The following is a 22,970-nucleotide window of genomic DNA, read 5'->3' as shown; positions in this document are numbered from 1 at the left end:
ATCACGGCTTTTAGGTTTGTTTTCTTTTTTACATTATGATTTACGGATTTTCTCGATTTCATCTGCCACAAATTGGACGGAAGGTCCTATGATTACTTGAATGCTGCTGGTGCCGACAATATTGATGCCAGGTATGCCTGTTGACCTGATTTTCTGCTGATCAACCGCAAACATATCCTTTACCTCGACTCTTAAGCGTGTGACGCAATTATCTACAGATGTTACATTGGCATCTCCGCCTAATCCGTCATAAATAACAGCTGCCATTGCAGTGAATTTATCTTCTTTTACTGTGCTTGCTGCGGAAGCCGCCTCGGCACTGGCTCCATCAAATTCGTCTGTTTCTTCTCTGCCCGGAGTCATCAGGTTGAATTTGGTAATCAAAAAGCGGAAGATTGAATAATACAGGACCGCAAAGACCAGCCCTTGAACCAGCAGCATATAAGGGGCATTTGCCAGCGGCAGTTTTGAGCTCAGGATAAAATCAATTAAACCTGCACTAAAGCCGAAGCCAGCCGTCCAGTGGAACCATGCCGCTATGGCGAGTGACAAGCCTGTTAAAACTGCATGCACAAGATAAAGCAGCGGGGCAGTAAACATAAAGACAAATTCCATGGGCTCCGTTACACCTGTAAAGAAGGAAGCGAACCCTGCAGCAAGCATCAGTGATGCAACCTGCTTTTTCTTTTTTGTTTTAGCCGTGTGATACATGGCAAGGGCAGCCGCAGGCAATCCGAACATCATGACAGGGAAGAAGCCTGCCTGATACATGCCTGTTACACCCTTCGTACCCTTTCCTGACCAAAACTTGCCGATATCATCAATCCCAGCTACATTAAACCAGAATACAGAATTGAGCGCATGATGCAGCCCGGTAGGAATCAGCAGCCGGTTGAAAAATCCATAAAGCCCGGCGCCCGCAAAACCAAGCTTTGAAATCGATGTGCCGAATGTAACCAGCCATGTATAAACAACTGGCCATACAAATAACAGCACCAGCGATACAAACAGCATAGCAACGGCTGACATAATCGGGACAAGGCGCTTTCCGCTGAAAAAGGCCAGGAAATCTACTAATTTCACATGGCTGAACCGGTTATACATGATCGAAGCAACAATTCCTGAAATAATCCCGATAAAAGGGTTTTCGATATTAATAAAAGCCGCGTTGACCTTTGCTACGTCCACACCCTGCAGCATAGCTACCGAACTGCTCGAGAGCAAAGTGGTAATCACCAGATAGGCCACAAGCCCGCTCAATGCAGCCGATCCGTCTTTGTCCTTTGACATGCCAAGAGCCAAACCTACCGCAAACAAAATGGCAATATGATTAAGAATGGCAGATCCTGCTTTAATCAGAAAAGCAGCTGCTTCATTTCCCGAACCCCATCCTGAAGGATCAATCCAATAACCGATCCCCATCAATATTGCCGCTGCCGGCAATACAGCAACCGGAAGCATTAAGGAGCGGCCCATTCTTTGAAGATATTTCATCATTTGAAAAACTCCCCTCATGTTTTAAATAACCGTTTTATGAAGAAAATTTAATCTTTCCCCCTTTAGCAGCAGAATGAAAAGAAAAAGTTATGAAGGCTTATACATTAATATTATATCAAGTCCGCTTGGAAAAATATGCTGAATATTCTAATTTTTTTATTTAAAACTCTGTTAAACTTGCCTGTTGATTTCCTTTGACGCAAGACACCGGGAGCGGCATTCGCCGGGCCTCCCCGTCGCTCATCACGAGGAGCCAAGCCTCTTTCAATCCAATCAATCATGTACTTTAACATAGCCTTTTAAAAGGCTCTCTTCTTAAAGATTGTTGTTTTTTAATGAGTTGTGAGGCGCTCCCATTGTTAAAACGGGTTGATTGGAGCGTAAGGTTTGAGACTTCAGCGGAATACAGCCACCTTGTTCCATAGCACTATTTTTACTAAAATAGTCCATTAAAAAAATCCGCAAAAAAAGCGCAGGATTATCCCGCGCTTTTTTGCAGTATTCAGACCATAATTTTGCAGATTTCGTTCGTGAATTCCACCGGATCCTGAATCGGAAGCCCTTCAATAAGAAGTGCCTGGTTATACAGCAGATTAGTGTATAAGCCCAGTTTTTCCTGATCAGACTCAAAGGCGTTCTTCAAGGATGCAAATACTTCATGATGGATGTTGATCTCTAAAACTTTGTCAGCTTTGACATTTTGGCTATCCGGCATGGCATTTAAAATCTTTTCCATTTCAATGGTCAAGTCGCCATCAGCAGCAAGGCATACAGGGTGTGACTTTAACCGTTTGGATACCCTGACATCCTTCACTTTTCCGGATAAAATCTTTTTCATACTATCAAAAAGATCTTTGTTTTCGTTGTCCTTTGAGCTGTCATCGTTTTGGTTTTCTTCCTCTTCAATACCAAGGTCCCCGCTTGATACAGACTTGAATTCTTTATCTTTATAGCTCATCAGCATGCGGATTGCAAATTCATCGATATCATCTGTAAAGTACAGGATTTCATACCCTTTCTCAGATACCATCTCAGTCTGCGGCAGCTTTTCAATTCTTTCAACAGATTCCCCGGATGCATAATAGATATACTTTTGATTTTCAGGCATCCGCGATACATATTCATCCAGTGTGACCAGCTTTTTTTGAGAAGATGAGTAAAACATTACCAGGTCCTGCAATACTTCTTTGTGGCTTCCATAATCACTGTACATGCCGAATTTCAGCTGTCTGCCAAATGAGCGATAAAACTCTTCATAGTTTTCTCTTTCATTTTTCAGCATGCTTTGCAGCTCGCTCTTGATTTTCTTTGAGATATTCTTGGCTATCAGCTTCAGCTGCCGGTCATGCTGCAGCATTTCCCTTGAAATATTCAGAGATAAGTCCTCTGAATCAGCCATTCCCTTCACAAAGCTGAAATAATCAGGCAGAAGATCGCTGCATTTGCTCATGATCAGGACGCCATTGGAGTACAGCTCGAGCCCTTTTTCATATTCCTTTGTGTAATAGTCATAAGGCGTTTTTTCCGGGATGAATAAAATAGCATTATATCGGATCGATCCGTCCACATTGATATGAATATGCTTTAGCGGCTTGTCGAAGCCATAGTGCTTTTCAGCATAAAATTTCTCATAATCCTCAGCTGTCAGCTCACTTTTATTCTTTTTCCAGATAGGCACCATGCTGTTGATGGTCTGCTCTGCCGTAACTTGTTCATATTCATTTTCGCTGCCATCTTTAAGCTTGCTTTCTGTCACGTCCATTTTGATAGGATAGCGGATGAAGTCGGAGTATTTTTTAATGATTTCCTTCAATCTGTACTCGTCGAGATATTCATCATAGTTTTCGTCTTCAGTATTTTGTTTTATATTTAAAATGATTTCTGTACCCACAGAGTCCTTCGTGCAGGCCTCAATTGTATACCCGTCAGAGCCTGTAGACTCCCACTTATAAGCCTCATCACTGCCTAATGCCCTGCTGATCACGGTAACTACATCAGCTACCATAAAGGCTGCATAAAACCCGACTCCGAATTGGCCGATAATATCATGGCCATCCTTCAGTTCATTCTCGTTTTTAAAAGCCAAAGATCCGCTTTTTGCAATGATTCCCAGATTGTTTTCAAGCTCTTCCCTTGTCATGCCGATTCCGAAGTCCGTAATGTTCAGAGTGCGGCTTTCCTTATCTGCTGCCACTTTTATGTAATAGCTGTCTGGTTCGAAGCTTAAGGAATCGTCCGTTAATGATTGATAATAGATTTTGTCGATAGCATCACTGGCATTTGAAATCAGTTCTCTCAAAAAAACTTCCCGCTTTGAATAGATGGAGTTAATCATCATTTCTAACAATCTTTTAGATTCTGCTTTAAATTGTTTTTTTTCCATTTGATTTTTTCTTCCCCTCTCAAAACCTTCTGGCAGAATAAATTAGCCAGTTAAGTACCCATTTCACTAATTAAATATCATATCTGCCGGAATGTGTCAATATTTAGAAATTACAATCTCTAGTTACAGCAGGCACTCGCTTTCGACAATGCTGATCAGCTGCTTCAGCTGTGCCACGCTTTGATCTAAAGAAAGCGAGTAGCATCGCTGTGTGCCTTTTTGCTCAATTTCAACAAGATGATTGTCCCGCATGATTTTTAAATGATGTGAAATGGCCGGCCTTGATAAATTGGACTGCTCAGCAATTTCATTTACGCTTAAGCGCTCCCTCTCTGCCAGCAAAAGGATGATATCCTGCCTTGCCGGGTCACTCAGTGCATTAAATAGCGGTATACATGCCCGGAATACATCAATAGCTTTGGTTTCCAAACTTTCCTCCACCTTTCATTTCCTTACTTTTCACCCGCCACATACTTGGCGACTTTGGCTGCCATGCTTCTCGGCATAAATTTAGTGCCAATGGCACCCGCCTTATTTAATCCGCCAGTCACAATGACGCGCTTTCCTTTCATCAGGGCAGCATATCCTTTTTTGGCCACGTCATCTGAAGCCATTGCCCTGCTGAACATTTTTGTCCCCTCAACGTTCGCAACAGCCCCGAAGTTGGTGCTCGTTGCCCCCGGACAGAGGGCCGTAACAGTGATACGGGTTCCGGCAAGCTCCTCAGACAGTGCTTCTGAAAAAGAAAGCACAAAAGCCTTTGACGCATAATACACAGCCATCAGCGGCCCCGGCTGGAAGGCAGCCGTACTGGCTACATTCAGGATCCGGCCGCTTTCCCGCAGCTTCATTCCGGATAATGCGTAATGTGTCAGTTCTGTCAGTGACGCGATATTTAATGAAATCATGTTCATTTGCTTTTGGATATCGAGTTCATCAAACTTGCCCATCAAGCCAAATCCGGCATTATTGACCAGAACATCAATCGCAATTCCCTTCCGTTCCGTTTCCTCAAATACCTCTTTTGCCGCACCGGGCACACTTAAATCTTTAGCAATGACCGTCACTTCTATGTTAGGAAGGGATTTTTTGATTTCCTGAAGCCTTTGGCTGTTTCTTGCGACTAATACAAGATTATATCCATCTTTTGCGAACAATTGTACAAAGTCATAGCCCAAACCGTTTGTTGCACCTGTAATAAGTGCTGTTTTTGTCATATTAAGTCCCTCCATCCATTATATTAGTTCGTATGTTCAAACATTTGAACATATGATAAGTGAAATATCCTTTTAAGTCAACCTGGTTTCTTGTCACACCGGCTTCATCAGCAGATATTTCTTGTTTCTGAATTCTGATAGTATAATACTTAGATAATAGAAAAAGGTCCCATTTTGGTTTAGGAGGCACTATGTTACAGAAATTCGGCTATTCCCAATATGAAAGCCAAGTATATGAAACTCTTTTGTCCAGTCAGGAATCTATGGATGCAACCGCCATTGTCACACATTCACAGGTGCCAAAGGCTAAGGTATATGAAGTGCTGAATCGAATGATTGATAAAGGACTGATCATGAATACCGTTTCTGAAAAGAAGAAACTGTATTACGCTGTCCCGCTTGAAGCAGTAATAAAAAAACTAACCTATGAGTTTGAACAAAGTGTTGAATCGCTAAAGCAGAAGAAAATCCAGCGTTCTTATACAGATGACCGTGTTTGGAGCTTAAAGGCCCGCTCTACGATTTTCGCCCAAATTGAAATGATGCTCCAGCAGGCGCATACCTCTATTCTCATGTCATCCTGGAGTGAAAATCTGGTTCCTTATCTCCCTATCCTGGAGCAGAAGGAAAGAGAAGGTCTCGAGGTCGAAATTCTCACTATAGGGAATATTGAAACCTCCTTATCCCGCGTTCATACGCTTGTGCCATTAGATGAGCATGAGCGCCTGGAGAAATCCCACCTGCTTGTAATTGATCAGCAGGATGCTGTCTTTGCTGGTATCGAACACGACCAATGGAAAGCCATCAAAACCATGAGCCAGCCTTTTGTTAAGTTTTTCACAGATTTCTTTTATCATGATGCGGCTCTTACAACCATTACCGAGCGTTTCCATGACCAGCTTGTCCATGACGAAGTTACAAAGAAACTTTTGACTCGTTTGCGCTACTGAGAATGTAAAATTAAGAAGCAAAAATGTCCTCTTTGAGAGCGTTTTGCTTCTTTTTTATTTTCCTCTTGTTATTACAGCTAAAAAAGGTTACTATTCCTGTAGTAACTTTTTAAAGGAGGACATAGTGTGAATCCAAAAATTTATATTCTAGCCGTTTCGTGCTTTGTAATCGGAACAGTGGAGCTCATTATCGGCGGAATTTTAGATATCATTTCAAAGGACTTAGGGATTTCTGTAAGTACAGCGGGCAATCTTATTACGATTTATTCGGTTTTCTTTGCTCTATCCGCTCCTATCCTTTTAAATGCAACAGCTAAATTTGAGCGGAAGAAAACATATTTATGGACTTTATTTGCCTTTTTTCTCAGCAATATCCTGTCTGCTTTTAGTGTCAATTACGGAATGCTCTTTACAGGGCGGATTGTGGCTGCCATGAGCGGGTCATTTTTAGTGGTCCTTTCAACCACAATGGCATCACGTATGGTAGCACCGGAATTCAAAGGCCGGGCAATCGGCACCATTTTCATGGGAATCAGTGCTTCCCTTGTTCTAGGAATACCGATTGGCATTTTAGTGGGTAATGCCTATGGCTGGCGTGCGGTTTTCATTCTTATTGCCTTGCTGACTGCAGTCATCATGATTGGTGTCCAGGTCATGCTTGAAAAGGCCGCACCGCCTCCAGTCATCACCCTGCGCGTGCAGCTTCGTTCATTAAAAGAAGCTAAGATTGTCGCGACCCAGCTTTCATCAGGGTTTTTATTAGCCGGACACCTGACTTTGTATGCCTATTTAACTCCATTCTTGCGTACCGCCCTGCATCTTAATACAGCAATGGTCACAGCTATGTATCTTGTCTTTGGACTGGCGGCTGTCGCGGGAGGCGGAATCGGGGGCTTCAGCTCTGATAAGTGGGGATCAAAGAAATCCATTTTAACTATCATTACTTTGTTCTTCGTGATGATGCTCTTGATTCCGTTTAGTGTCGAGTGGCCCATATATCTGTTCACCGCAGTCATTATCTTATGGAGCGCTTTGAGCTGGGCAATTTCGCCTGCCCAAAACAATTTTATTATTCAAATGGCACCGCATAATTCAGATATCCTGTTAAGCTTGAACACGACCGCCAGCCATCTCGGCATTGCGCTGGGATCATTCATCGGAGGCATTGTTATTGAGCACACCTCGATTATATATAATGCCTGGGTCGGGGCCATATTCGTTTTAATCGCTTTGCTTTGTTCCATCTTCTCCGTTACACGGCATAGTGAATCTCAAAATGCAGAAAAGTATATTCACCCATAATAAAAAAAGCTGTCCTAAAAGGTCTCATTTCAGCCTTTTCGGGACAGCTTTTTTCATGTGTCACAGGTTTTTAGCAGAAAACGTATCTCCGCCTTCTATCGTGCCAGATTGGAAGCCTTTATTAAACCAGCGCTTCCTTTGTTCGGATGTTCCGTGTGTAAAGCTCTCCGGCACCGCATAGCCTTGAACCTTTTTTTGAATATTATCGTCACCGACCGCATTCGCTGCATTTAATGCTTCTTCAAGATCGCCCTTTTCCAGCAAATTCATATCCTTTGCATGGCTGGCCCAGACACCGGCCAGATAATCTGCCTGCAGTTCAAGCCGGACGGAATACTTATTATATTCCTTTTGGCTGACCTGCTGCCTATTTGGCATTTCCTTTTGGGTTGTCCCGAGCAGTGTCTGTACATGATGGCCCACCTCATGGGCAATTACATAGGCCATGGCAAAATCGCCTGGAGCCTTGAACTTCTGCTTCAATTCTTCATAAAAGCTCAAATCAATATATAGCTTCTGGTCACCCGGACAATAAAAAGGTCCTACCGCTGATCCGGCTGTGCCGCAAGCAGAATCTACACTTCCGGAATACAGAACAAGCGTCGGTTTTTTGTAGGTTAGACCTTCTTTCTTGAATACATCTGTCCAGACATCCTCTGTATCTGCGAGAACTACAGATACAAACTGTGAAAGCTCCTTCTCCTGTGCGCTTTCCTCATACGGTGCATTTGTCCCGGATGCTGGAGCATTCGTCATGCCGTTTAGCAGATCACTTGGATTTCCCCCAAGCAAGGTCACAAGAAGCAAAATGACAATTCCGCCGATTCCGCCGCCAACGAGCGTTTTTCCGCCCATCCCTCTTCTATCTTCAACGTTGGAGCTTTCTCGTCTCCCTTTCCATTTCATGATATTTCCTCCTCATACACGATTCACAATAAATGAATGAAAAATTGCGCGTCTTCCCTTAGTCTTATACCCGCGATTAACCAGTTTATTTAGCTTTCGAAAAAATTCTTTTACATAAGGCGCTGTCCTTGCCCGTCCCGCGTAAGGATTCTCTTCCCAGTCACCGCAAAAAAGCTGAACCATAGGAAAAAACTCCTTTTGGTTCAGCTTTTTCTTTAGAGACGCGCCATCTCACTGGATATTTTTTCCAGATTTTCTAGATACATATACGATAATTAAGAACACAAACCATAAAGGCGTCAGCAATACAGGCAGGCGTGTTGCTTCAGCAAACAGCATGATGATTAATATGCAAATAAACAATAGTAGAATAACGTAATTAATAATAGGAGTAAAGGGTGCTTTGAAGCTTGATTTCTTCCTTAAATCCGGACTTTTTCTGCTGTACCTTATATGAGAAATCAAAATGATGCTCCACACCCAAATGAAGCAGATAGCACTAATGGTTGTCACAATGCCAAAGGCTTCGCCAGGTATAAGCTTGCTCAAAAGGGCCCCGGCGGAGAGAACAGCTGCTGAAGTATATAGAGCGCGGCTGGGCACATGGTTTTTATTCAATTTAGCCAGTTTAGCAGGGCCGGCGTTATGCCGGCTTAAATTATATAAAATCCTGCTCGTTGAAAACAATCCGCTGTTAAAGGCCGAGGCAGCTGAGGTTAATACGACGAAATTAATGATTCCGGCAGCAACAGGAATGCCCACTAAACTGAACGTTTTTACAAAAGGGCTATTGTCTGCAGACAATTGGTTCCACGGGTTGATGCATAAAAGAATAATCAATGCTCCTACATAGAAAAAGAGAATTCTCAGCGGAATTTTGTTAATGGCTGAAGGGATATTTTTTTTGGGATCTGCTGTTTCTGCTGCAGAAACACCGATTAATTCGACCCCGACAAATGCAAACACGGCCATCTGAAAGGAAAGCAGGAATCCGGATATCCCATGCGGAAATATTCCTCCGAAATTCCACAGATTTCCCGCGGAAACCGTTCCTGCATCTGTTTTGAATCCAATAAAAAGCAAAACGATCCCGATAATAATTAAAGCAAGAATGGTAATCACCTTGATTAAGGCAAACCAAAACTCCAATTCGCCAAAAAGCTTAACAGTCAGCAGATTAAGCCCCAATAAAACGACTAAACAGACGACAGCAGGAACCCATTGCGGAATATGAAACCAGTATTGTACATACACGCCAACCGCTATCATGTCAGCCATAGCCGTCATGATCCAGCAAAACCAATAGGTCCATCCTGTCACAAACCCAGCCCACGGACCGATATACTCTTCGGCAAAATCCGTAAAGGACTGATATCCGGCATTAGACAGAAGCAGTTCTCCCAGTGCCCTCATAACGAAGAACAATGCAATCCCTACGATGAGATAGGCCAATACAATCGAGGGACCAGCTAATTGTATCGCTTTCCCTGAGCCAAGAAATAAACCGGTCCCTATCGTGCCGCCAATTGCAATCAGCTGTACATGCCTATTTTTCAGATCTCTCTTTAACTCCTGCTGTTCCATCCTGCATTCCCCCGTTTATATTCAGTAAAAAAAGCTGTTTCAAACTTGCCTGACACACTCACTGATAACACCATTCCAACTGCACTGCAAAGACAATAAAAAAAGAGACTGGAGTTCTCCAATCTCATCGCACAGAATAATAAATGTTTTTTTATTATCTTAAAGAAAATAAAAAATTTACGGTTTATTAAACTTCTGTTCTTTTGCCTGAGATAGTGAACCCTTCGGCGCCGCAAACATGTGCGGTCTCTCCAGAAACTGCTCCTGCTGAAGTCTGATCCCCAGCAATCATAGCTTGTTAACTATTTAATTATAATTTCACATTCTATCAATATTTGTCAGACAGAACAAGGATAATTAGCTGGATGTAATAGAAAATGCATGCAAAGAATATCCATCTGTGCAAATTAACCTTCACAGTTTGGAAAAATAACCAGATTTAAGGCTATCTTGTTCTAGGGAAATTATGTAAGGAAGTTCCTCGCGTTTTTCACTGAAGCTAAAATTTTTTCCCAGGCACACCGTCGCTGATATAAAGCCCGCCATACTTTCAATAAATTGTTTTCATTGATTCATATTGAAACAAAGCAGATCATTCACTAATATGTATAATTATAGTATTCTAAAAATTTTTTCTTTTGTGAGGGTCTGTCTAAATTCCTAAAAATCCATACTCGATAACGGGCCTGTATCCTTTTCCCCATTACATTCAATTCTTCTTCATATCGCTCAAAAGACTTAATACATCATTAGTATGACATTAAGTAAAGAAAGGAATGGAACATTTGAATTCAAAATCACAGCCATTAACAGATCTATTTAAAAAGAAAGTCTATGAAACTTTCAGCCATCTTCATAAAAACCCGGAGCTTAGCTGGGAAGAGTGGAAAACTACAGAATATATTGAGTGCATTTTAAAGGATGCAGGCTGCCATAGGGTAACCACATTTGACGACTGTACAGGTGTGATTGGAGACATGGGGAATTTCAGCGGAAACTGTCCAATCATTGCCATCCGGGCAGATATGGATGCCCTATACCAGGAAGTAAACGGTAAAATGCAGGCCAATCACTCCTGCGGGCATGATGCCCATATGACACTGGTATTAGGCGTTTTATGGAGCCTGCAGCATAATGAACATCTGAAGAAACAAATAGGTGTACGTTTTATTTTCCAGCCTGCAGAAGAGGTGGGAGCAGGCGCCCTGAAGCTGGCTGGAAAGGGAGTTGTTGCTGATGCGGATTACTTATATGGAGTCCATCTCCGGCCGATACAGGAGCTTGCAGCAGGCTATGCGGCTCCTGCCATTCTGCACAGTGCGACACGTTCCATCGAGTTTGAAATCCATGGTGAAGATGCCCATGGCGCAAGGCCGCATCTCACACAAAGCGCCATTGAAATTGGCGCCTATATTATGAATGCGATTCACTCTCTGTATTTTGACCCCAATATTCCGCATTCCGCGAAAGTGACACGATTTATCTCAGGAGGAAGGAATACAAATATTATTCCCGGGAAAGCTTCCCTGGCCATTGATATGAGGGCACAAACAAATGAACTTATGGAAAAACTCCATAACCGTGTGCTTGATGTTATCCATAATGCACAAGAAATTTATAAAACAGATATTGAGATTACCAGCGACCATGGAATAGTGGCTGCAGAATCAAGCCAGTCTGCGCAGGACATTGCTGCCAAAGCCATACAGAATATTCTGGGACCTGAAAAAACGGCTCCTCCTGTCGTGACTCCCGGCGGTGATGACTTCCATTTTTATAAAGTGAAAATGCCTGACTTAAACGCCACAATGATTGGTTTAGGATGTAATCTTCAGCCTGGTTTGCATCATCCTGATATGCATTTTGAGATTGATTCGCTATTTACCGGAATTCATATCTTTAACGAAATTTTGCGCCTGCATAGTCTGGCGGATTAAAAATTGGGGCGGCAGAGTTTATCTGTTGCCCTATAACCAAATGAACACCCATGCAAGAAGGCTGAGTCCTCCAAACACCAATTCCCCCGCATGAATAGCCATGATAAGGACATCACTCTTTTTCGACCGGGGAATTCCAAAAAATCCTGTGTTATGGATGATATAGGTGAATCCAGAGGCAAAAATCAGGACCGCCAGGTAATTCACAGCCTGTGGGACAGTGAGGGTTTCTTCAGAACCGCTTTCCATTCCTACATTTAACTGAATTCCGCAGTGCTTCGAAATCAAAAAGGATGCTGCATAAAAAAGGAACAGTATAAGTGACAAACTGAAAGGCTGTTTACGGTAATCTGCCATGTTCAGAAATGTATTTTTAGGCTGCCGCTTTTCACCCTTATCCTGATCATGGAGAATAAAAATAAGGGCAACACCGCTCATGCCTGCTACAAATAAAGGGCTAAGCAGGCTAATTGCAAGGTTAAAATCAAAACATGCGATAATAATCAATGCCGCAAGGATTCCTCCTGCCAGTTTTTTTCCGTACTTCTCGCCACTTCTCCATGCCCATTCCATGTAATCCTTTTTATCTTCTGATTTCTGCAGTGATGGTTTCCGCCGCACTGCTGCGGTTAATAAAAATGATACGATGGACAGAACAATCCCCGTAATCAACAGCATGTATGAGAAATAAGGATATGAATCATAATCATCATACACATTTAGAACCCAAAGGCCTGATGAAACAATACAAACCAGACCCGCAAGCAAAAAATAAGGTGCTGCTTTCCTAATGAACATTGTAACCCTCCCTATTTAAAGAAAGGCTTTTGCTAAACCCTGCTGATTACCATCCCGAACAATTGGGGACCAGCGCCTCTAGAAGTAATCCCACCCGACGCAAACAGCCCTGTACTTTAACAAAGCCCATATGAAAAAGGAAGCTGGACTTTGGATCACTGCTTCCTCTTCTTATTTGTATCGATTATGAAACTATTTTGCGCTGACACTATAAATCAGTAAAAATTGATCGCTGAAATTATATATTTCCCATTTGACTGCAGAATGAATGTGAAGGCTACCTTGGCAGATATGTAAGAGCCTGCTGGTTTATATTCATAAGTGATCTGCGCGGAATAATCCTTAATATATTTTTGTTCTATTTTGAGCTTTGAAGCTGTTGCTTTTTTTAAACCTTTAGAAAAACGGCTCACTTTTTCCTTTGAAGTATACTTCTTAGTTGTGCTTACCCTCGTTTTGTAGGATTTTTTAGTAGCTTCACGGCCGCCTACGAATATTTTTGAAGTGCTGTTCATCATATGTTTATCTACATAGGCATTGAAATTTCTGGTGCTCCCTGTCTGAAGGGTTGAGCCATAGGTTTTTATGAGATTGACTGCTTCTGGCTTCAGCTCATTGATGACATTTTTCTTATTGAATCTTTTCGGAAATGACATGACACCCTTTTTCGACACAGTTGCAGCTGCTTTCACGGAGCTGGCATATAGCTGGGCTTGCCTTGTTTTGCTTGCTGCAGTGCTGCCTTCTGCTCCAGCCCCCATTGAACCAGCAAATAGGCTGCATGCTGCAATCGCCGAAATTACGATTGCTTTTTTAGATTTCCTGTTTAGTAGTTTCATACAATTAACCTCCCATTATCCGATAATTGACTTATAAATATGTAAAATGTTTAATTTTACCATATCCTCCTTACCCTCTTTGGCTTTTTTGTAAACATGAATAAATAAGGTTTACTGGCCCATATCTTGATCATGAACGGTTTGTTTGTAAACCTTAGATATCTGCTTCTCCAAGTTGGCAAATTTTTAAAATTCCACATAGCCATTGACCTCTCCACTGATGATAGTTAGAATGTAAAATAATAAATTTCCAACAAAAAAATGCATATAGTCACTCGTATAATATTGGAGATAGGGTCCAAAAGTTTCTACCAAACCGCCGTAAATGGTTTGACTACGAGAAGGATTTGAGTTTTGGCACTCTTTTTTTGCTATGACTCTATTTTTCCTTCTCCATGTTAAACCTTAGATAAATCTAGGGTTTATTTTTTTAGGGAGAGATTAAAATGACAGCTGAAAAAACAACATTAAAAAAACAAATAGCATCCGCCGGAAAACAGGCACCTGCAGATATTGTGATTAAGAATGGACGGATTATTGATGTTTTCAACCTTGAAATAATTGAAGCGGATCTTGCGATTTCAGAGGGTATGTTTGTTGGCATTGGAGATTTTGAAGGAAAGCAAATCATCGATGCAAAAAACCGGTATGTCTGCCCTGCTTTCATTGATGGACATGTCCATATCGAATCTTCAATGGTGAGCCCTGCTGAGTTCGCCAAAGTCCTGCTTCCCCATGGGGTTACAGCCGTTGTCGCCGATCCCCATGAGATTGCTAATGTATCCGGAAGTGAGGGTATACGCTTTATGATTGAAAACTCCAGCGGCCTTCCACTGGATACATTTTTCATGCTCCCTTCCTGTGTACCTGCCACTCCCTTTGAGAACTCAGGGGCCGTGCTGAAAGCAGAGGACCTGGAACCTTTTTATGCCCATAAAAGGGTGCTGGGATTGGCAGAGATTATGGACTATCCTTCTTTAGCAAATAGGGAGGATGCCATGATGGATAAAATTGCGGCTGCATTGAAGCACCGGAATCAGATAGATGGCCACCTGGCAGGATTGGATACCAATGCAATTAATATATACAGGGCAGCCGGGGTCAGCACCGACCATGAATGCAGTACACCTTCTGAGGCGTTAGAGCGCTTAAGGCGCGGCATGTATCTATTGATTCGCGAAGGTTCTGTTGCAAAGGATTTAAAGTCACTCATTAAAGCAGTGAATATCCATAATGCCCGCCGCTGTTTATTTTGCACGGATGATAAGCATTTGGATGATTTGATGCAAGAAGGCAGCATTGACCATAATATCCGTTTAGCCATCCAATGCGGCCTTTCTCCGTTAACAGCGATCCAGATGGGCTCATTAAATGCTGCCGAATGCTACGGTTTGTCTAAAAAAGGGGCAATCGCTCCAGGCTTTGAAGCAGATTTCTTATTGTTGGATGAACTGGAGTCCATTGCGATTTCGGAAGTATATAAATCCGGAAAGCTTGTTGCGAAAGATGGAAAATATACCGGAGAGTCCATTGTAAAGGAACAACCGCTATCTCAGCTCACTGCTACCGTCCATATCCCACACATAGAGGAAAAGGATATCCAAATTCCTATCGGGAAAACTGGCAGAGCGAACATCATTGAAATCATCCCCAATCAGCTGAGAACCAATAAGCGAATAGAAACTGTCCATGTAAAGAATGGCTGCTTTTCTCCCTCTGGTGATGAGGACCAGCTGAAGATATTAGTGATAGAACGGCACAAATATTCAGGGAATATTGGAAAAGGCATCGTGAAAGGATTTGGGCTAAAAGGCGGAGCCATCGCGACAACCATTGCCCATGACTCCCACAATATCGTTGCAGCCGGCACCAATGACAGCGACCTTTTAACAGCAGTACGGGTCTTAAAAGAATTAAACGGGGGACTAGCCATCATCAAGAATGGAGAGATACTCGCCTCCATCCCATTGGCAATCGCGGGATTAATGTCCGATAAAGACTACCAATCAGTAAACGCGGAACTGGATCTATTGAAATCTGCTTTATCGCAATTAGGCTTTGCTGGAGCATTTAATCCTTTCCTTACCCTTTCATTCTTAACCCTTCCTGTCATTCCGGCATTAAAGTTAACCGACACCGGCCTGTTTGATGCAGAGAGTTTTCAGCATATTGACGTATCGATTACCTGACATAACACAAAAAAGGCCGCTTTGAAAGTGGCCTTTTTTGCATGATGCATATAAAGATGACACTATTATTCTCACATCATCTCTCACCTTAAAAAATTTGCAAGCCAAAAGAACTATTTTTTTATTAAAAGCGCTTGCATAATTTTAAAATCCGGTTATACTACTTGTATACAAGTATACTTCGAAAAATTATAGGGAGGGAGTTCATGGCCAAAGAGGAGTTTTTATATCCTGAAAAATGGCTTTTAAAGGCTTCAGCCGGCGAGAGAATCGCAAGTGAGCTAAGAATATCGATTATTTCAGGGATGATTGAAAGCGGTACCATACTATCTGAAAATAAAATTGCTGCAGACTTTTCTGTAAGCCGGTCTCCCGTCCGTGATGCATTAAAAATTCTGGCATCTGAAAATATGGTCCAGCTAAAGAGAATGGGTGCATCAGTCACTGGTTTAACAGATAAGCATATAGAGGAAATTTATGATGTCCGGCTGATGATCGAGTCGTTTGTATTTGAACGGATCGTAAAAGCAGATACCGGGGATTTAGTAAAAGAACTCAGCAAAATATTGGAAATGATGAAGGTTGCCGTCAAATATGGCGATGCAGATGAATTTTCCTGCCAGGATGTCATCTTTCATGAAACCATTATTCGTTTTATCAATCATTCCTATATTCTGATGATCTGGAATAACTTGAAGCCTGTTATGGAAAGCTTAATTCTCTTATCCATGCGAGTGCGTTTCAAGGAAAAATATGACGACTTTCAAAGAATCCTGAAAAATCATGAACTATATATTGATGCAATTAAAACAAAAGAAAGAAACTTAATGATTCAGTCCCTGCACCAGAATTTTGATGATGTCCAAGGAAAAGTCGAAGATCTGTGGATGTCTCAGCAGCTGCTGGCTAAAGGTGCGGGCCAGGGTGAACAGGCTTAACGCGCATACACTTGAAACCGATCCCAAACACCCGTGTTTAAAGCAATTGCCAAATAAATTTTACTTTTAAGGAGAAATTATCATGCCATTAATCATTGTTGCAGCTGGTATTCTCGCATTGCTGCTGTTAATTATGGGCTTAAAGCTCAACACATTTGTTTCACTGATCATCGTATCATTCGGAGTGGCCTTAGCACTCGGAATACCTGTAGAAAACATCGTCAAGACTGTTGAAACAGGACTCGGCGCCACTCTCGGCCACTTAGCACTCATTTTCGGCCTAGGAGCCATGCTCGGCAAGCTGATTGCTGACTCAGGCGGCGCACAGCGGATCGCTATGACTCTCGTTAACAAATTTGGAGAAAAGAATATTCAATGGGCAATCGTAATCGCTTCTTTCATTATCGGTATTGCTTTGTTCTTTGAAGTAGGTTTAGTCCTATTGATTCCAATTGTATTTGCGATTTCAAGAGAATTGAAAGTATCCATCCTGTTCCTTGGCATCCCGATGGCTGCTGCACTATCTGTTACACACGGCTTCCTTCCGCCGCATCCGGGACCAACAGCGATTGCAGGCGAATATGGAGCAAACCTTGGAGAAGTACTTCTTTACGGATTTATCATTGCCATTCCAACCGTGATTCTTGCTGGACCTGTTTTCACGAAGCTTGCTAAAAAACTCGTGCCAGATTCTTTCAAGAAAACCGGCAGTATTGCTTCACTAGGAGAACAAAAAACATTTAAGCTTGAAGAAACACCAGGATTCGGCATCAGTGTATTCACTGCCTTGCTTCCAGTAATCTTAATGTCCATTGCGACCATCATCACTTTGATTCAAAAAACAACAGGCGCTGCAGACAATCACATCCTTGTTGCTATCCGTTTCATTGGAGACGCATCACCTGCCATGCTGATTTCCCTTTTAGTAGCAGTGTACACAATGGGAATCGGCAGAAAGATTCCGATCAACAAGGTCATGGAATCCTGTACAACAGCCATCACCCAAATCGGAATGATGCTTCTGATTATCGGAGGAGGCGGCGTTTTCAAACAGGTATTGATTGACGGGGGAGTCGGAAACTATGTTGCCAAGATATTCGAACATAGCGCCCTGTCACCTATCCTGCTTGCATGGCTGATTGCAGCGATCCTGCGTATTTCCCTCGGATCTGCAACAGTTGCAGCTCTTACGACTGCAGGACTGGTCATTCCGCTGTTAGGACATTCTGACGTCAACCTTGCACTAGTTGTGCTTGCAACTGGAGCTGGAAGCCTGATTGCTTCGCACGTCAATGATGCAGGTTTCTGGATGTTCAAGGAGTACTTCGGTTTAAGCATGAAAGAGACATTTGCTACCTGGACACTGCTTGAATCCATTATTTCTGTATGCGGGCTGGGATTCACTTTACTTCTTAGCTTGATTGTTTAATAAATTGATAGAACAGGAAAGCACCCTCAAAATATCGGGGGTGCTTTCCTATTTCATTTGAATGGCTGCATAAAAAATGAAACAAAACCATATGCAAAGTGGTGTAAATAAATAAGTATCGTAATAGGAGAACCGCGAATCCCGTTCCTTTTTAAACAGTCCGAAGTACTTGAAATCTCCAACCACCCTCAAGAAGAAAACTGCGATACATGTCCAGCATCCCCACTTAATCACAAAGTTCGGCTGAACCACAGGAAATAGTCCCCCTTGCAGGATAAGAAGCAATGCTGAAGAAAATACAAGAAACGCGACAACAAGCGTCGCCATTTTACCGGGAGCAAACACTGGCTGCCTCCCCCTTGTTTTACCTTGAGGCAGAACATTATTACCGCCCCATGTGCCGCCGAACGCCCAGTAGACATGTATGCATCCAATCCCAATCAAAAGCACAGCCGATATTCCAATCATCAGTAAAATCAACAGCAGCCCTCCTTTGAAGGATAATACAGGTATATTCTATAGAGATTAGCGCTATTCCTTGTTCACATCATTCACAGCTACTGGCCATACAGCCACTCTATATCAATTGATTTTTAGTTAGGCTTGGCTGTTTAATTCCATTGTCATATTTAATTTACTTCAATATTTCATGAAGCTTTGTCACATACATTTCCTCTTCATCGTCATACGTTATGAAATAACAAATGGAGGTTATCTTATGGCTGAAAAATGGGATGTTGTTATTATTGGCGGCGGCCTGGCTGGTTTGGTGGCGGCTAATTATTTAGCGGGAAACAATTTGTCCATATTATTAATTGAAAAAGGCAAAAAAGCCGGCGGAAGGGCCAGAACTGATCAAATACGTCAGCAATATTTCAACTTAGGCCCACATGCGCTATATAAAAAAGGAAAAGCCATGTCGATACTCGAAGAATTAAATATACAGATCTCTGGAAGGTCACCTAAATTAGGAGGCATTATAGTCAAAGACAATCGGGAATATAAGGCACCATTTACTCCTTTAGGCATACTTGAAACAAGTCTATTAAACTGGAAAGAACGTATTGAATGGGCTAAGGCTTTGAAGAAATTGATGACAACTAATACGGAAAACCTGGCACAGCTGACATTCAAACAGTGGGTTGAGCAAACCTCACATTCAGCTAACATTCAATCACTGCTCTATACATTAGGCAGGCTTGCAACCTATTGCCATGCTCCTGAAGCTAGCGCAAAAATTATCGTATCACATTTAAAAACGGTCATGAGCGGTGTACTTTATGTAGATAACGGCTGGCAGACAATCATAGATCAGCTCCACAATAAAGCCGTAATCTCCGGTGTGCAGGTGCAAACTCATAAGAGCGTCAAGTACATTAATACTATGGATCATGACCATTTTTCATTAGTTCTATCTGGGGATGAGGAAATTTCCGCGAAATATATATTATGTACAACTGGCCCTCATGAACTCCATCACATGTTAGGTGAAAAATCTGCTTTCTCCCGCCCCTCTTTTGCCAAAATTACTCCTGTACAGGGAGCGGCGTTTGATGTTGCTTTAACACAGCTTCCAGAACCCAGAAAATTGTTTGCCATGAGCCTGACAGATCCGATTTATTTCTCCGTTCATTCAAATTATGCCCGCCTCTCCGATGATCCGGGAAGTTCAGTTATGCATGTATTTAGATATCACCATCCTGATGATACTTTAGATGGAACAAAGGTAAAGAATGAGCTTGAACTTTTTTTAGAAAAGATGCAGCCAGGATGGAAAAAATACGAAATCACCAGTCGTTACATGCCACAAATTACAGTTAACCAGCGCTTACCTCAACTGGGTGATGAACAAATGCTGCAAAATTCCAGCAGTATAATTCCCGGATTATATATAGCCGGAGACTGGACTTCTCCACATTCCATTTTGTCAGAGGGGGCAGCCAGCAGCGGAAAACTGGCTGCGGAGGAAATTATTGAAAAGGAAAAGAGTGGATTCCGTGCAAATCAGTAATGAAGATTATCGGCAATTTAAACCCTTAATGTTTTCAATAGCCTACCGTATGTTAGGTTCGGTTGCGGATGCAGAAGACATTGTGCAAGAAACCTTTTTAAAAGCATATCAAATGAATGAACAGAAGATAGATAATAAGAGAGCATACCTCTGCAAAATAGTGACTAACCGATGTCTTGATGAACTAAAGTCAGCACGTCACAGACGGGAACAATATACAGGGCCATGGAATCCTGTACCTTTGCTCCTCGAGAACACCGATCCTTCCTACATGCTGCTGCAAAAGGAAGGGTTAAGCATTGCCTTTTTACGAATGATGGAGCATTTAGCACCAGATGAACGAGCTGTCCTCCTTTTAAGAGAGGTGTTTGACTTCTCCTATTCGGAGATCTCTGCAATTATTGGAAAGAAAGAGGAAAACTGCCGGAAAATTCTCAGCCGCGCTAAGCAAAAAACCTCACGAATAGAGGATGAAAGTTTAAACTATGAGGACAATAAGTCCATTGTTAATCACTTTATCCAAGCTTTTCAAACACAAAACACTGATGCCTTAATACATCTTATCTCTGAAAATGTCACGCTATACTCGGATGGCGGCGGAATCGTCAAGGCTGCTGTCCGGCCAATCGTGTCACGCACTAATGTTTTGGCTTTATTATACGGAATCACAAAAATTGTCCCGGAAGACTACAATATTATGATTAAAAATGTCAATAATCAGCCAGCAATCGTGATTTATATGAATGGTAAAATTCATAGCATAATGAGTTTTTACATTTATAATGCTAAAATTAACGAAATTTATATGACGATGAATCCTGATAAGTTACCCGCTGTTTAAAAAAGGAAAGGGTCTGGGTGTTAAACACAATTCCCTAAAGGCTGGATGCAGCCTTTAGGGAATTGTGATTTATCCATGCCTATTTTATGAGTTCTCCCATAGCAGATTTATTTGAGTTCTGCCCTCTTGAAAGATTTCTCATGCAGAAGCAGCCATTCCTTTCTCCACAGGCCGCCTGCATAACCGGTTAATTTCCTATTTGAACCGATTACTCTGTGACAAGGAATGATAATGGTTAACTTGTTTTTCCCATTCGCATTTCCTACTGCTCTAATCGCTTTTTCATTCCCAATAGACACGGCAATATCCTTATAAGACCCCGTTTCCCCATAAGGAATTTCTTTTAAAGCCTCCCATACAGTTTTTTGAAAACCAGTCCCTTCAGACTGATAAGAAAATGTAAATTCACGGCGCTTTCCTTTAAAATATTCGTCGAGCTGGTTATAGCATTCTGCTAAAATCAGGGGAGTTTCAGCATGCAGCAGATTTACCTGTTTTTCCTCTTCAGAGAACATAATAGAACATATTGTTTTATCCGTACCGATTATTTCTAACACGCCAATCGGTGATTCATAATCTAATTTATATATTGTTGTCATATAAAGACCTCCAAAGATAAAATACAGCATATGCCTGCCACCCTTCCCAATCCGCTGCATATGCTTCTATTTCTTTTATAGCAGGTTTTTTCTCAAGATTTAATACATTCTTCAATGCATGATGGAGGCCGACATCGGCAACTGGTAAGGATGAGATATCATGCAGGCATTTCATCATCACATAATCTGCTGTCCATGGACCGATACCCCTTATTTTCAATAATGACCCGCGTATTTGCTGATGATTTTTTTCCTGAAGCAATAATTCCTTTGTTAATTCGCCGTTTGTCATCGCCGCAGCAATGCCAATGATATACTCTGCCTTCCTGCCAGTAAATTGAAGTTTCCTCAAGTCATCTGTGTTTATTAAAGCTATTTTTTCAAATGAGGGAAATAGCCAAAACGTTTCACCTTCGAATGTAAGACTTTCTCCAAATTGTTCGACGAGGCGTTTCTTCAGTGTGTAAGCAAATGTTAAATTAATTTGCTGTCCTATAATCGCCCACACTAACGCCTCAAATAAATCCGGAATACACATCATACGCAGCCCATAATATTTACGAACAAGATTCTTTAAAACTTTGTCCTGTGCTGCCATTTGATAAAATGCCCCTAAGTTCTGCTCCAAGTCATACCATTCCCAAATAAATTCTGCTGCTTTTTTGCGAAGTTGAGCGGACGGGGAACCCAGCGGAAATTCAATTTTCATGACATTATTAATGAACTCAATCTTACATAATATCTGGGATCCATTAACTTTTATTAGTTTATATACAGCCCCCTCGTTAATATGATGAAGGACTTCAAGGTCAGATCGTTTTAAAAAAATCAAACACTCTTCAAAGTTAAATTCTTCTGGTGGATATATTTCTATATATGATTCATGATCCATCCAATTCATTCATATGTTCCTTTCGGTATTCACTAGGTGAACAGTGTTTTAAGGTGCGGAATACTTTATAGAAATTGGAAGGGCTCCTAAATCCCGCCTCATAGCAAATATCCAGGTTCATCAAGGACGTGTTTTTAAGAAGATGGGCTGCTTTATCGATGCGTATTTTATCTAAATAAGTCCGCGGAGTCTCAGAGGTTTCTTGCTTAAATAAACGGTCCAAATAAAAGGGACTTAAACCGGCTTGATCTGCTATATCTTTTAAAACCAAATTTTGCTTATAACCGTTGATCAGGTACGTAATGACATTCTTAACAACCTCCATGTGGGGGGATTGTTCAGCTTCAGGCTGACATCTTTTGCAGGCACGAAAACCCGCTTTTTCAACTTCAGTGATATCATCGTAAAACTCTACATTCACTTTTTTCGGCTTTCTTGATCTGCAGGAAGGACGGCAGTATATTTTCGTTGTTTTTACAGCCGTAAAAAATAGACCATCATACATACGGTCACACGCGATGATTTTCTCCCACATCTCTTCGAAAGAAAGATTGATATTAGCCATGGCCCCACTATCCTTTCTGCACGAATGCTAGTGCGCATACAGGGGATGTATTCCGTTAACCTCCGCTTGCCGCAGCAAGATTGCTTTGAAGTA

General features: G+C 41.8%; 20 protein-coding genes and 2 riboswitches. Of the genes, 8 read left to right on the top strand and 12 right to left on the bottom strand.

What is annotated here, in order from left to right:
• Positions 1-33: 33 nt before the first annotated feature.
• The 4 genes from nagE to BIV59_RS01280 form a co-directional block, all read right to left on the bottom strand.
• Positions 34-1,497 carry an N-acetylglucosamine-specific PTS transporter subunit IIBC gene (gene nagE / locus BIV59_RS01295; protein WP_071349624.1) on the bottom strand — a complete coding sequence of 488 codons (1,464 nt, stop codon included), beginning with the start codon at positions 1,495-1,497 and terminating at the stop codon, positions 34-36.
• 502 nt (positions 1,498-1,999) lie between these two features.
• Positions 2,000-3,880, bottom strand: coding sequence for a molecular chaperone HtpG (gene htpG, locus BIV59_RS01290; RefSeq protein ID WP_071349623.1), 1,881 nt, complete (start codon positions 3,878-3,880; stop codon positions 2,000-2,002).
• A gap of 123 nt (positions 3,881-4,003) precedes the next feature.
• The gene (locus BIV59_RS01285; protein ID WP_071349622.1) at positions 4,004-4,309 is read right to left on the bottom strand and encodes an ArsR/SmtB family transcription factor; all 306 of its coding nucleotides are present in this window, start codon (positions 4,307-4,309) and stop codon (positions 4,004-4,006) included.
• 23 nt (positions 4,310-4,332) lie between these two features.
• The gene (locus BIV59_RS01280) at positions 4,333-5,097 is read right to left on the bottom strand and encodes an SDR family NAD(P)-dependent oxidoreductase (RefSeq protein WP_083391984.1); all 765 of its coding nucleotides are present in this window, start codon (positions 5,095-5,097) and stop codon (positions 4,333-4,335) included.
• 191 nt (positions 5,098-5,288) lie between these two features.
• On the opposite strand from BIV59_RS01280, the gene BIV59_RS01275 reads away from it, so the two are divergent.
• Together BIV59_RS01275 and BIV59_RS01270 are read left to right on the top strand one after the other, a co-directional pair.
• Positions 5,289-6,047 (top strand): TrmB family transcriptional regulator, encoded by a 759-nt coding sequence (locus BIV59_RS01275; protein WP_071349620.1) that lies wholly within the window; start codon positions 5,289-5,291, stop codon positions 6,045-6,047.
• A 126-nt stretch (positions 6,048-6,173) separates the two neighbouring features.
• Positions 6,174-7,349: an MFS transporter gene (locus tag BIV59_RS01270; RefSeq protein WP_071349619.1), complete on the top strand. Its 1,176-nt coding sequence runs from the start codon at positions 6,174-6,176 to the stop codon at positions 7,347-7,349.
• Positions 7,350-7,409: 60 nt separating this feature from the next.
• Here the strand turns inward: BIV59_RS01270 and ypfJ are convergent, their stop codons facing one another.
• Positions 7,410-8,255 (bottom strand): KPN_02809 family neutral zinc metallopeptidase, encoded by an 846-nt coding sequence (ypfJ, locus tag BIV59_RS01265; protein ID WP_071349618.1) that lies wholly within the window; start codon positions 8,253-8,255, stop codon positions 7,410-7,412.
• Between the two features lie 231 nt (positions 8,256-8,486).
• Entirely contained in the window at positions 8,487-9,839 is a 1,353-nt protein-coding gene (locus BIV59_RS01260) for an amino acid permease (protein WP_071349617.1), read from the bottom strand.
• A 185-nt stretch (positions 9,840-10,024) separates the two neighbouring features.
• Positions 10,025-10,104, bottom strand: a riboswitch (glycine riboswitch).
• Positions 10,105-10,624: 520 nt separating this feature from the next.
• Here BIV59_RS01260 and BIV59_RS01255 point away from each other — a divergent pair.
• Positions 10,625-11,776 carry a M20 peptidase aminoacylase family protein gene (locus tag BIV59_RS01255; protein ID WP_240501831.1) on the top strand — a complete coding sequence of 384 codons (1,152 nt, stop codon included), beginning with the start codon at positions 10,625-10,627 and terminating at the stop codon, positions 11,774-11,776.
• Positions 11,777-11,806: 30 nt separating this feature from the next.
• Here the strand turns inward: BIV59_RS01255 and BIV59_RS01250 are convergent, their stop codons facing one another.
• Positions 11,807-12,574: a hypothetical protein gene (locus tag BIV59_RS01250; RefSeq protein WP_071349615.1), complete on the bottom strand. Its 768-nt coding sequence runs from the start codon at positions 12,572-12,574 to the stop codon at positions 11,807-11,809.
• 215 nt (positions 12,575-12,789) lie between these two features.
• Complete coding sequence (locus BIV59_RS01245; RefSeq protein ID WP_071349614.1) at positions 12,790-13,413, bottom strand: hypothetical protein; 624 nt, start codon at positions 13,411-13,413, stop codon at positions 12,790-12,792.
• Between the two features lie 255 nt (positions 13,414-13,668).
• A riboswitch (purine riboswitch) is annotated at positions 13,669-13,770 on the top strand.
• A gap of 89 nt (positions 13,771-13,859) precedes the next feature.
• On the opposite strand from BIV59_RS01245, the gene ade reads away from it, so the two are divergent.
• From ade to BIV59_RS01230, 3 genes are all read left to right on the top strand, one after another.
• Positions 13,860-15,602, top strand: a complete 1,743-nt coding sequence (gene ade, locus BIV59_RS01240) for an adenine deaminase (protein WP_071349613.1) — start codon at positions 13,860-13,862, stop codon at positions 15,600-15,602.
• A gap of 206 nt (positions 15,603-15,808) precedes the next feature.
• Entirely contained in the window at positions 15,809-16,540 is a 732-nt protein-coding gene (locus BIV59_RS01235) for a GntR family transcriptional regulator (RefSeq protein WP_071349612.1), read from the top strand.
• A gap of 82 nt (positions 16,541-16,622) precedes the next feature.
• Positions 16,623-17,969, top strand: coding sequence for a GntP family permease (locus BIV59_RS01230; protein ID WP_071349611.1), 1,347 nt, complete (start codon positions 16,623-16,625; stop codon positions 17,967-17,969).
• Between the two features lie 48 nt (positions 17,970-18,017).
• On the opposite strand, the gene BIV59_RS01225 is transcribed toward BIV59_RS01230, so the two are convergent.
• Positions 18,018-18,449, bottom strand: a complete 432-nt coding sequence (locus tag BIV59_RS01225) for a DUF3995 domain-containing protein (RefSeq protein WP_240501830.1) — start codon at positions 18,447-18,449, stop codon at positions 18,018-18,020.
• 238 nt (positions 18,450-18,687) lie between these two features.
• On the opposite strand from BIV59_RS01225, the gene BIV59_RS01220 reads away from it, so the two are divergent.
• Both BIV59_RS01220 and BIV59_RS01215 read left to right on the top strand, forming a co-directional pair.
• On the top strand, positions 18,688-19,980 hold the full coding sequence (locus BIV59_RS01220; protein WP_071349610.1) for a phytoene desaturase family protein: 1,293 nt from the start codon (positions 18,688-18,690) through the stop codon (positions 19,978-19,980).
• Positions 19,943-20,821, top strand: coding sequence for an RNA polymerase sigma-70 factor (locus tag BIV59_RS01215; protein WP_346417291.1), 879 nt, complete (start codon positions 19,943-19,945; stop codon positions 20,819-20,821). The genes BIV59_RS01220 and BIV59_RS01215 overlap by 38 nt, the downstream gene beginning before the upstream one ends.
• A 107-nt stretch (positions 20,822-20,928) precedes the next feature.
• Here BIV59_RS01215 and BIV59_RS01210 read toward each other — a convergent pair whose 3' ends face one another.
• The 3 genes from BIV59_RS01210 to BIV59_RS01200 are packed head-to-tail and all read right to left on the bottom strand — an operon-like array spanning position 20,929 to position 22,877.
• Positions 20,929-21,420 carry a methylated-DNA--[protein]-cysteine S-methyltransferase gene (locus tag BIV59_RS01210; protein ID WP_071349609.1) on the bottom strand — a complete coding sequence of 164 codons (492 nt, stop codon included), beginning with the start codon at positions 21,418-21,420 and terminating at the stop codon, positions 20,929-20,931.
• A complete protein-coding gene (locus BIV59_RS01205) occupies positions 21,404-22,321 on the bottom strand; it encodes a DNA-3-methyladenine glycosylase family protein (RefSeq protein ID WP_071349608.1) in 918 nt (305 codons plus the stop codon). Before BIV59_RS01205 ends, BIV59_RS01210 begins: the two co-directional genes overlap by 17 nt.
• Positions 22,302-22,877: a bifunctional transcriptional activator/DNA repair enzyme AdaA gene (locus tag BIV59_RS01200; protein WP_071349607.1), complete on the bottom strand. Its 576-nt coding sequence runs from the start codon at positions 22,875-22,877 to the stop codon at positions 22,302-22,304. Before BIV59_RS01200 ends, BIV59_RS01205 begins: the two co-directional genes overlap by 20 nt.
• Positions 22,878-22,970: the final 93 nt, after the last annotated feature.

This window comes from Bacillus sp. MUM 13 (assembly GCF_001866725.1).
GTDB lineage: Bacteria > Bacillota > Bacilli > Bacillales > DSM-1321 > Peribacillus.
This window is presented reverse-complemented; position numbering and strand designations above follow the sequence as displayed.

What these genes read in the sequence shown, in the direction of transcription:
- BIV59_RS01260 (WP_071349617.1), bottom strand. Translation starts at nt 9,839, where the DNA reads ATGGAACAGCAGGAGTTAAAGAGAGATCTGAAAAATAGGCATGTACAG.
- BIV59_RS01280 (WP_083391984.1), bottom strand. Translation starts at nt 5,097, where the DNA reads ATGACAAAAACAGCACTTATTACAGGTGCAACAAACGGTTTGGGCTAT.
- BIV59_RS01235 (WP_071349612.1), top strand. Translation starts at nt 15,809, where the DNA reads ATGGCCAAAGAGGAGTTTTTATATCCTGAAAAATGGCTTTTAAAGGCT.
- nagE (WP_071349624.1), bottom strand. Translation starts at nt 1,497, where the DNA reads ATGATGAAATATCTTCAAAGAATGGGCCGCTCCTTAATGCTTCCGGTT.
- BIV59_RS01210 (WP_071349609.1), bottom strand. Translation starts at nt 21,420, where the DNA reads ATGACAACAATATATAAATTAGATTATGAATCACCGATTGGCGTGTTA.
- BIV59_RS01205 (WP_071349608.1), bottom strand. Translation starts at nt 22,321, where the DNA reads ATGAATTGGATGGATCATGAATCATATATAGAAATATATCCACCAGAA.
- ade (WP_071349613.1), top strand. Translation starts at nt 13,860, where the DNA reads ATGACAGCTGAAAAAACAACATTAAAAAAACAAATAGCATCCGCCGGA.
- BIV59_RS01250 (WP_071349615.1), bottom strand. Translation starts at nt 12,574, where the DNA reads ATGTTCATTAGGAAAGCAGCACCTTATTTTTTGCTTGCGGGTCTGGTT.
- BIV59_RS01245 (WP_071349614.1), bottom strand. Translation starts at nt 13,413, where the DNA reads ATGAAACTACTAAACAGGAAATCTAAAAAAGCAATCGTAATTTCGGCG.
- BIV59_RS01230 (WP_071349611.1), top strand. Translation starts at nt 16,623, where the DNA reads ATGCCATTAATCATTGTTGCAGCTGGTATTCTCGCATTGCTGCTGTTA.
- ypfJ (WP_071349618.1), bottom strand. Translation starts at nt 8,255, where the DNA reads ATGAAATGGAAAGGGAGACGAGAAAGCTCCAACGTTGAAGATAGAAGA.
- BIV59_RS01200 (WP_071349607.1), bottom strand. Translation starts at nt 22,877, where the DNA reads ATGGCTAATATCAATCTTTCTTTCGAAGAGATGTGGGAGAAAATCATC.
- htpG (WP_071349623.1), bottom strand. Translation starts at nt 3,880, where the DNA reads ATGGAAAAAAAACAATTTAAAGCAGAATCTAAAAGATTGTTAGAAATG.
- BIV59_RS01220 (WP_071349610.1), top strand. Translation starts at nt 18,688, where the DNA reads ATGGCTGAAAAATGGGATGTTGTTATTATTGGCGGCGGCCTGGCTGGT.
- BIV59_RS01275 (WP_071349620.1), top strand. Translation starts at nt 5,289, where the DNA reads ATGTTACAGAAATTCGGCTATTCCCAATATGAAAGCCAAGTATATGAA.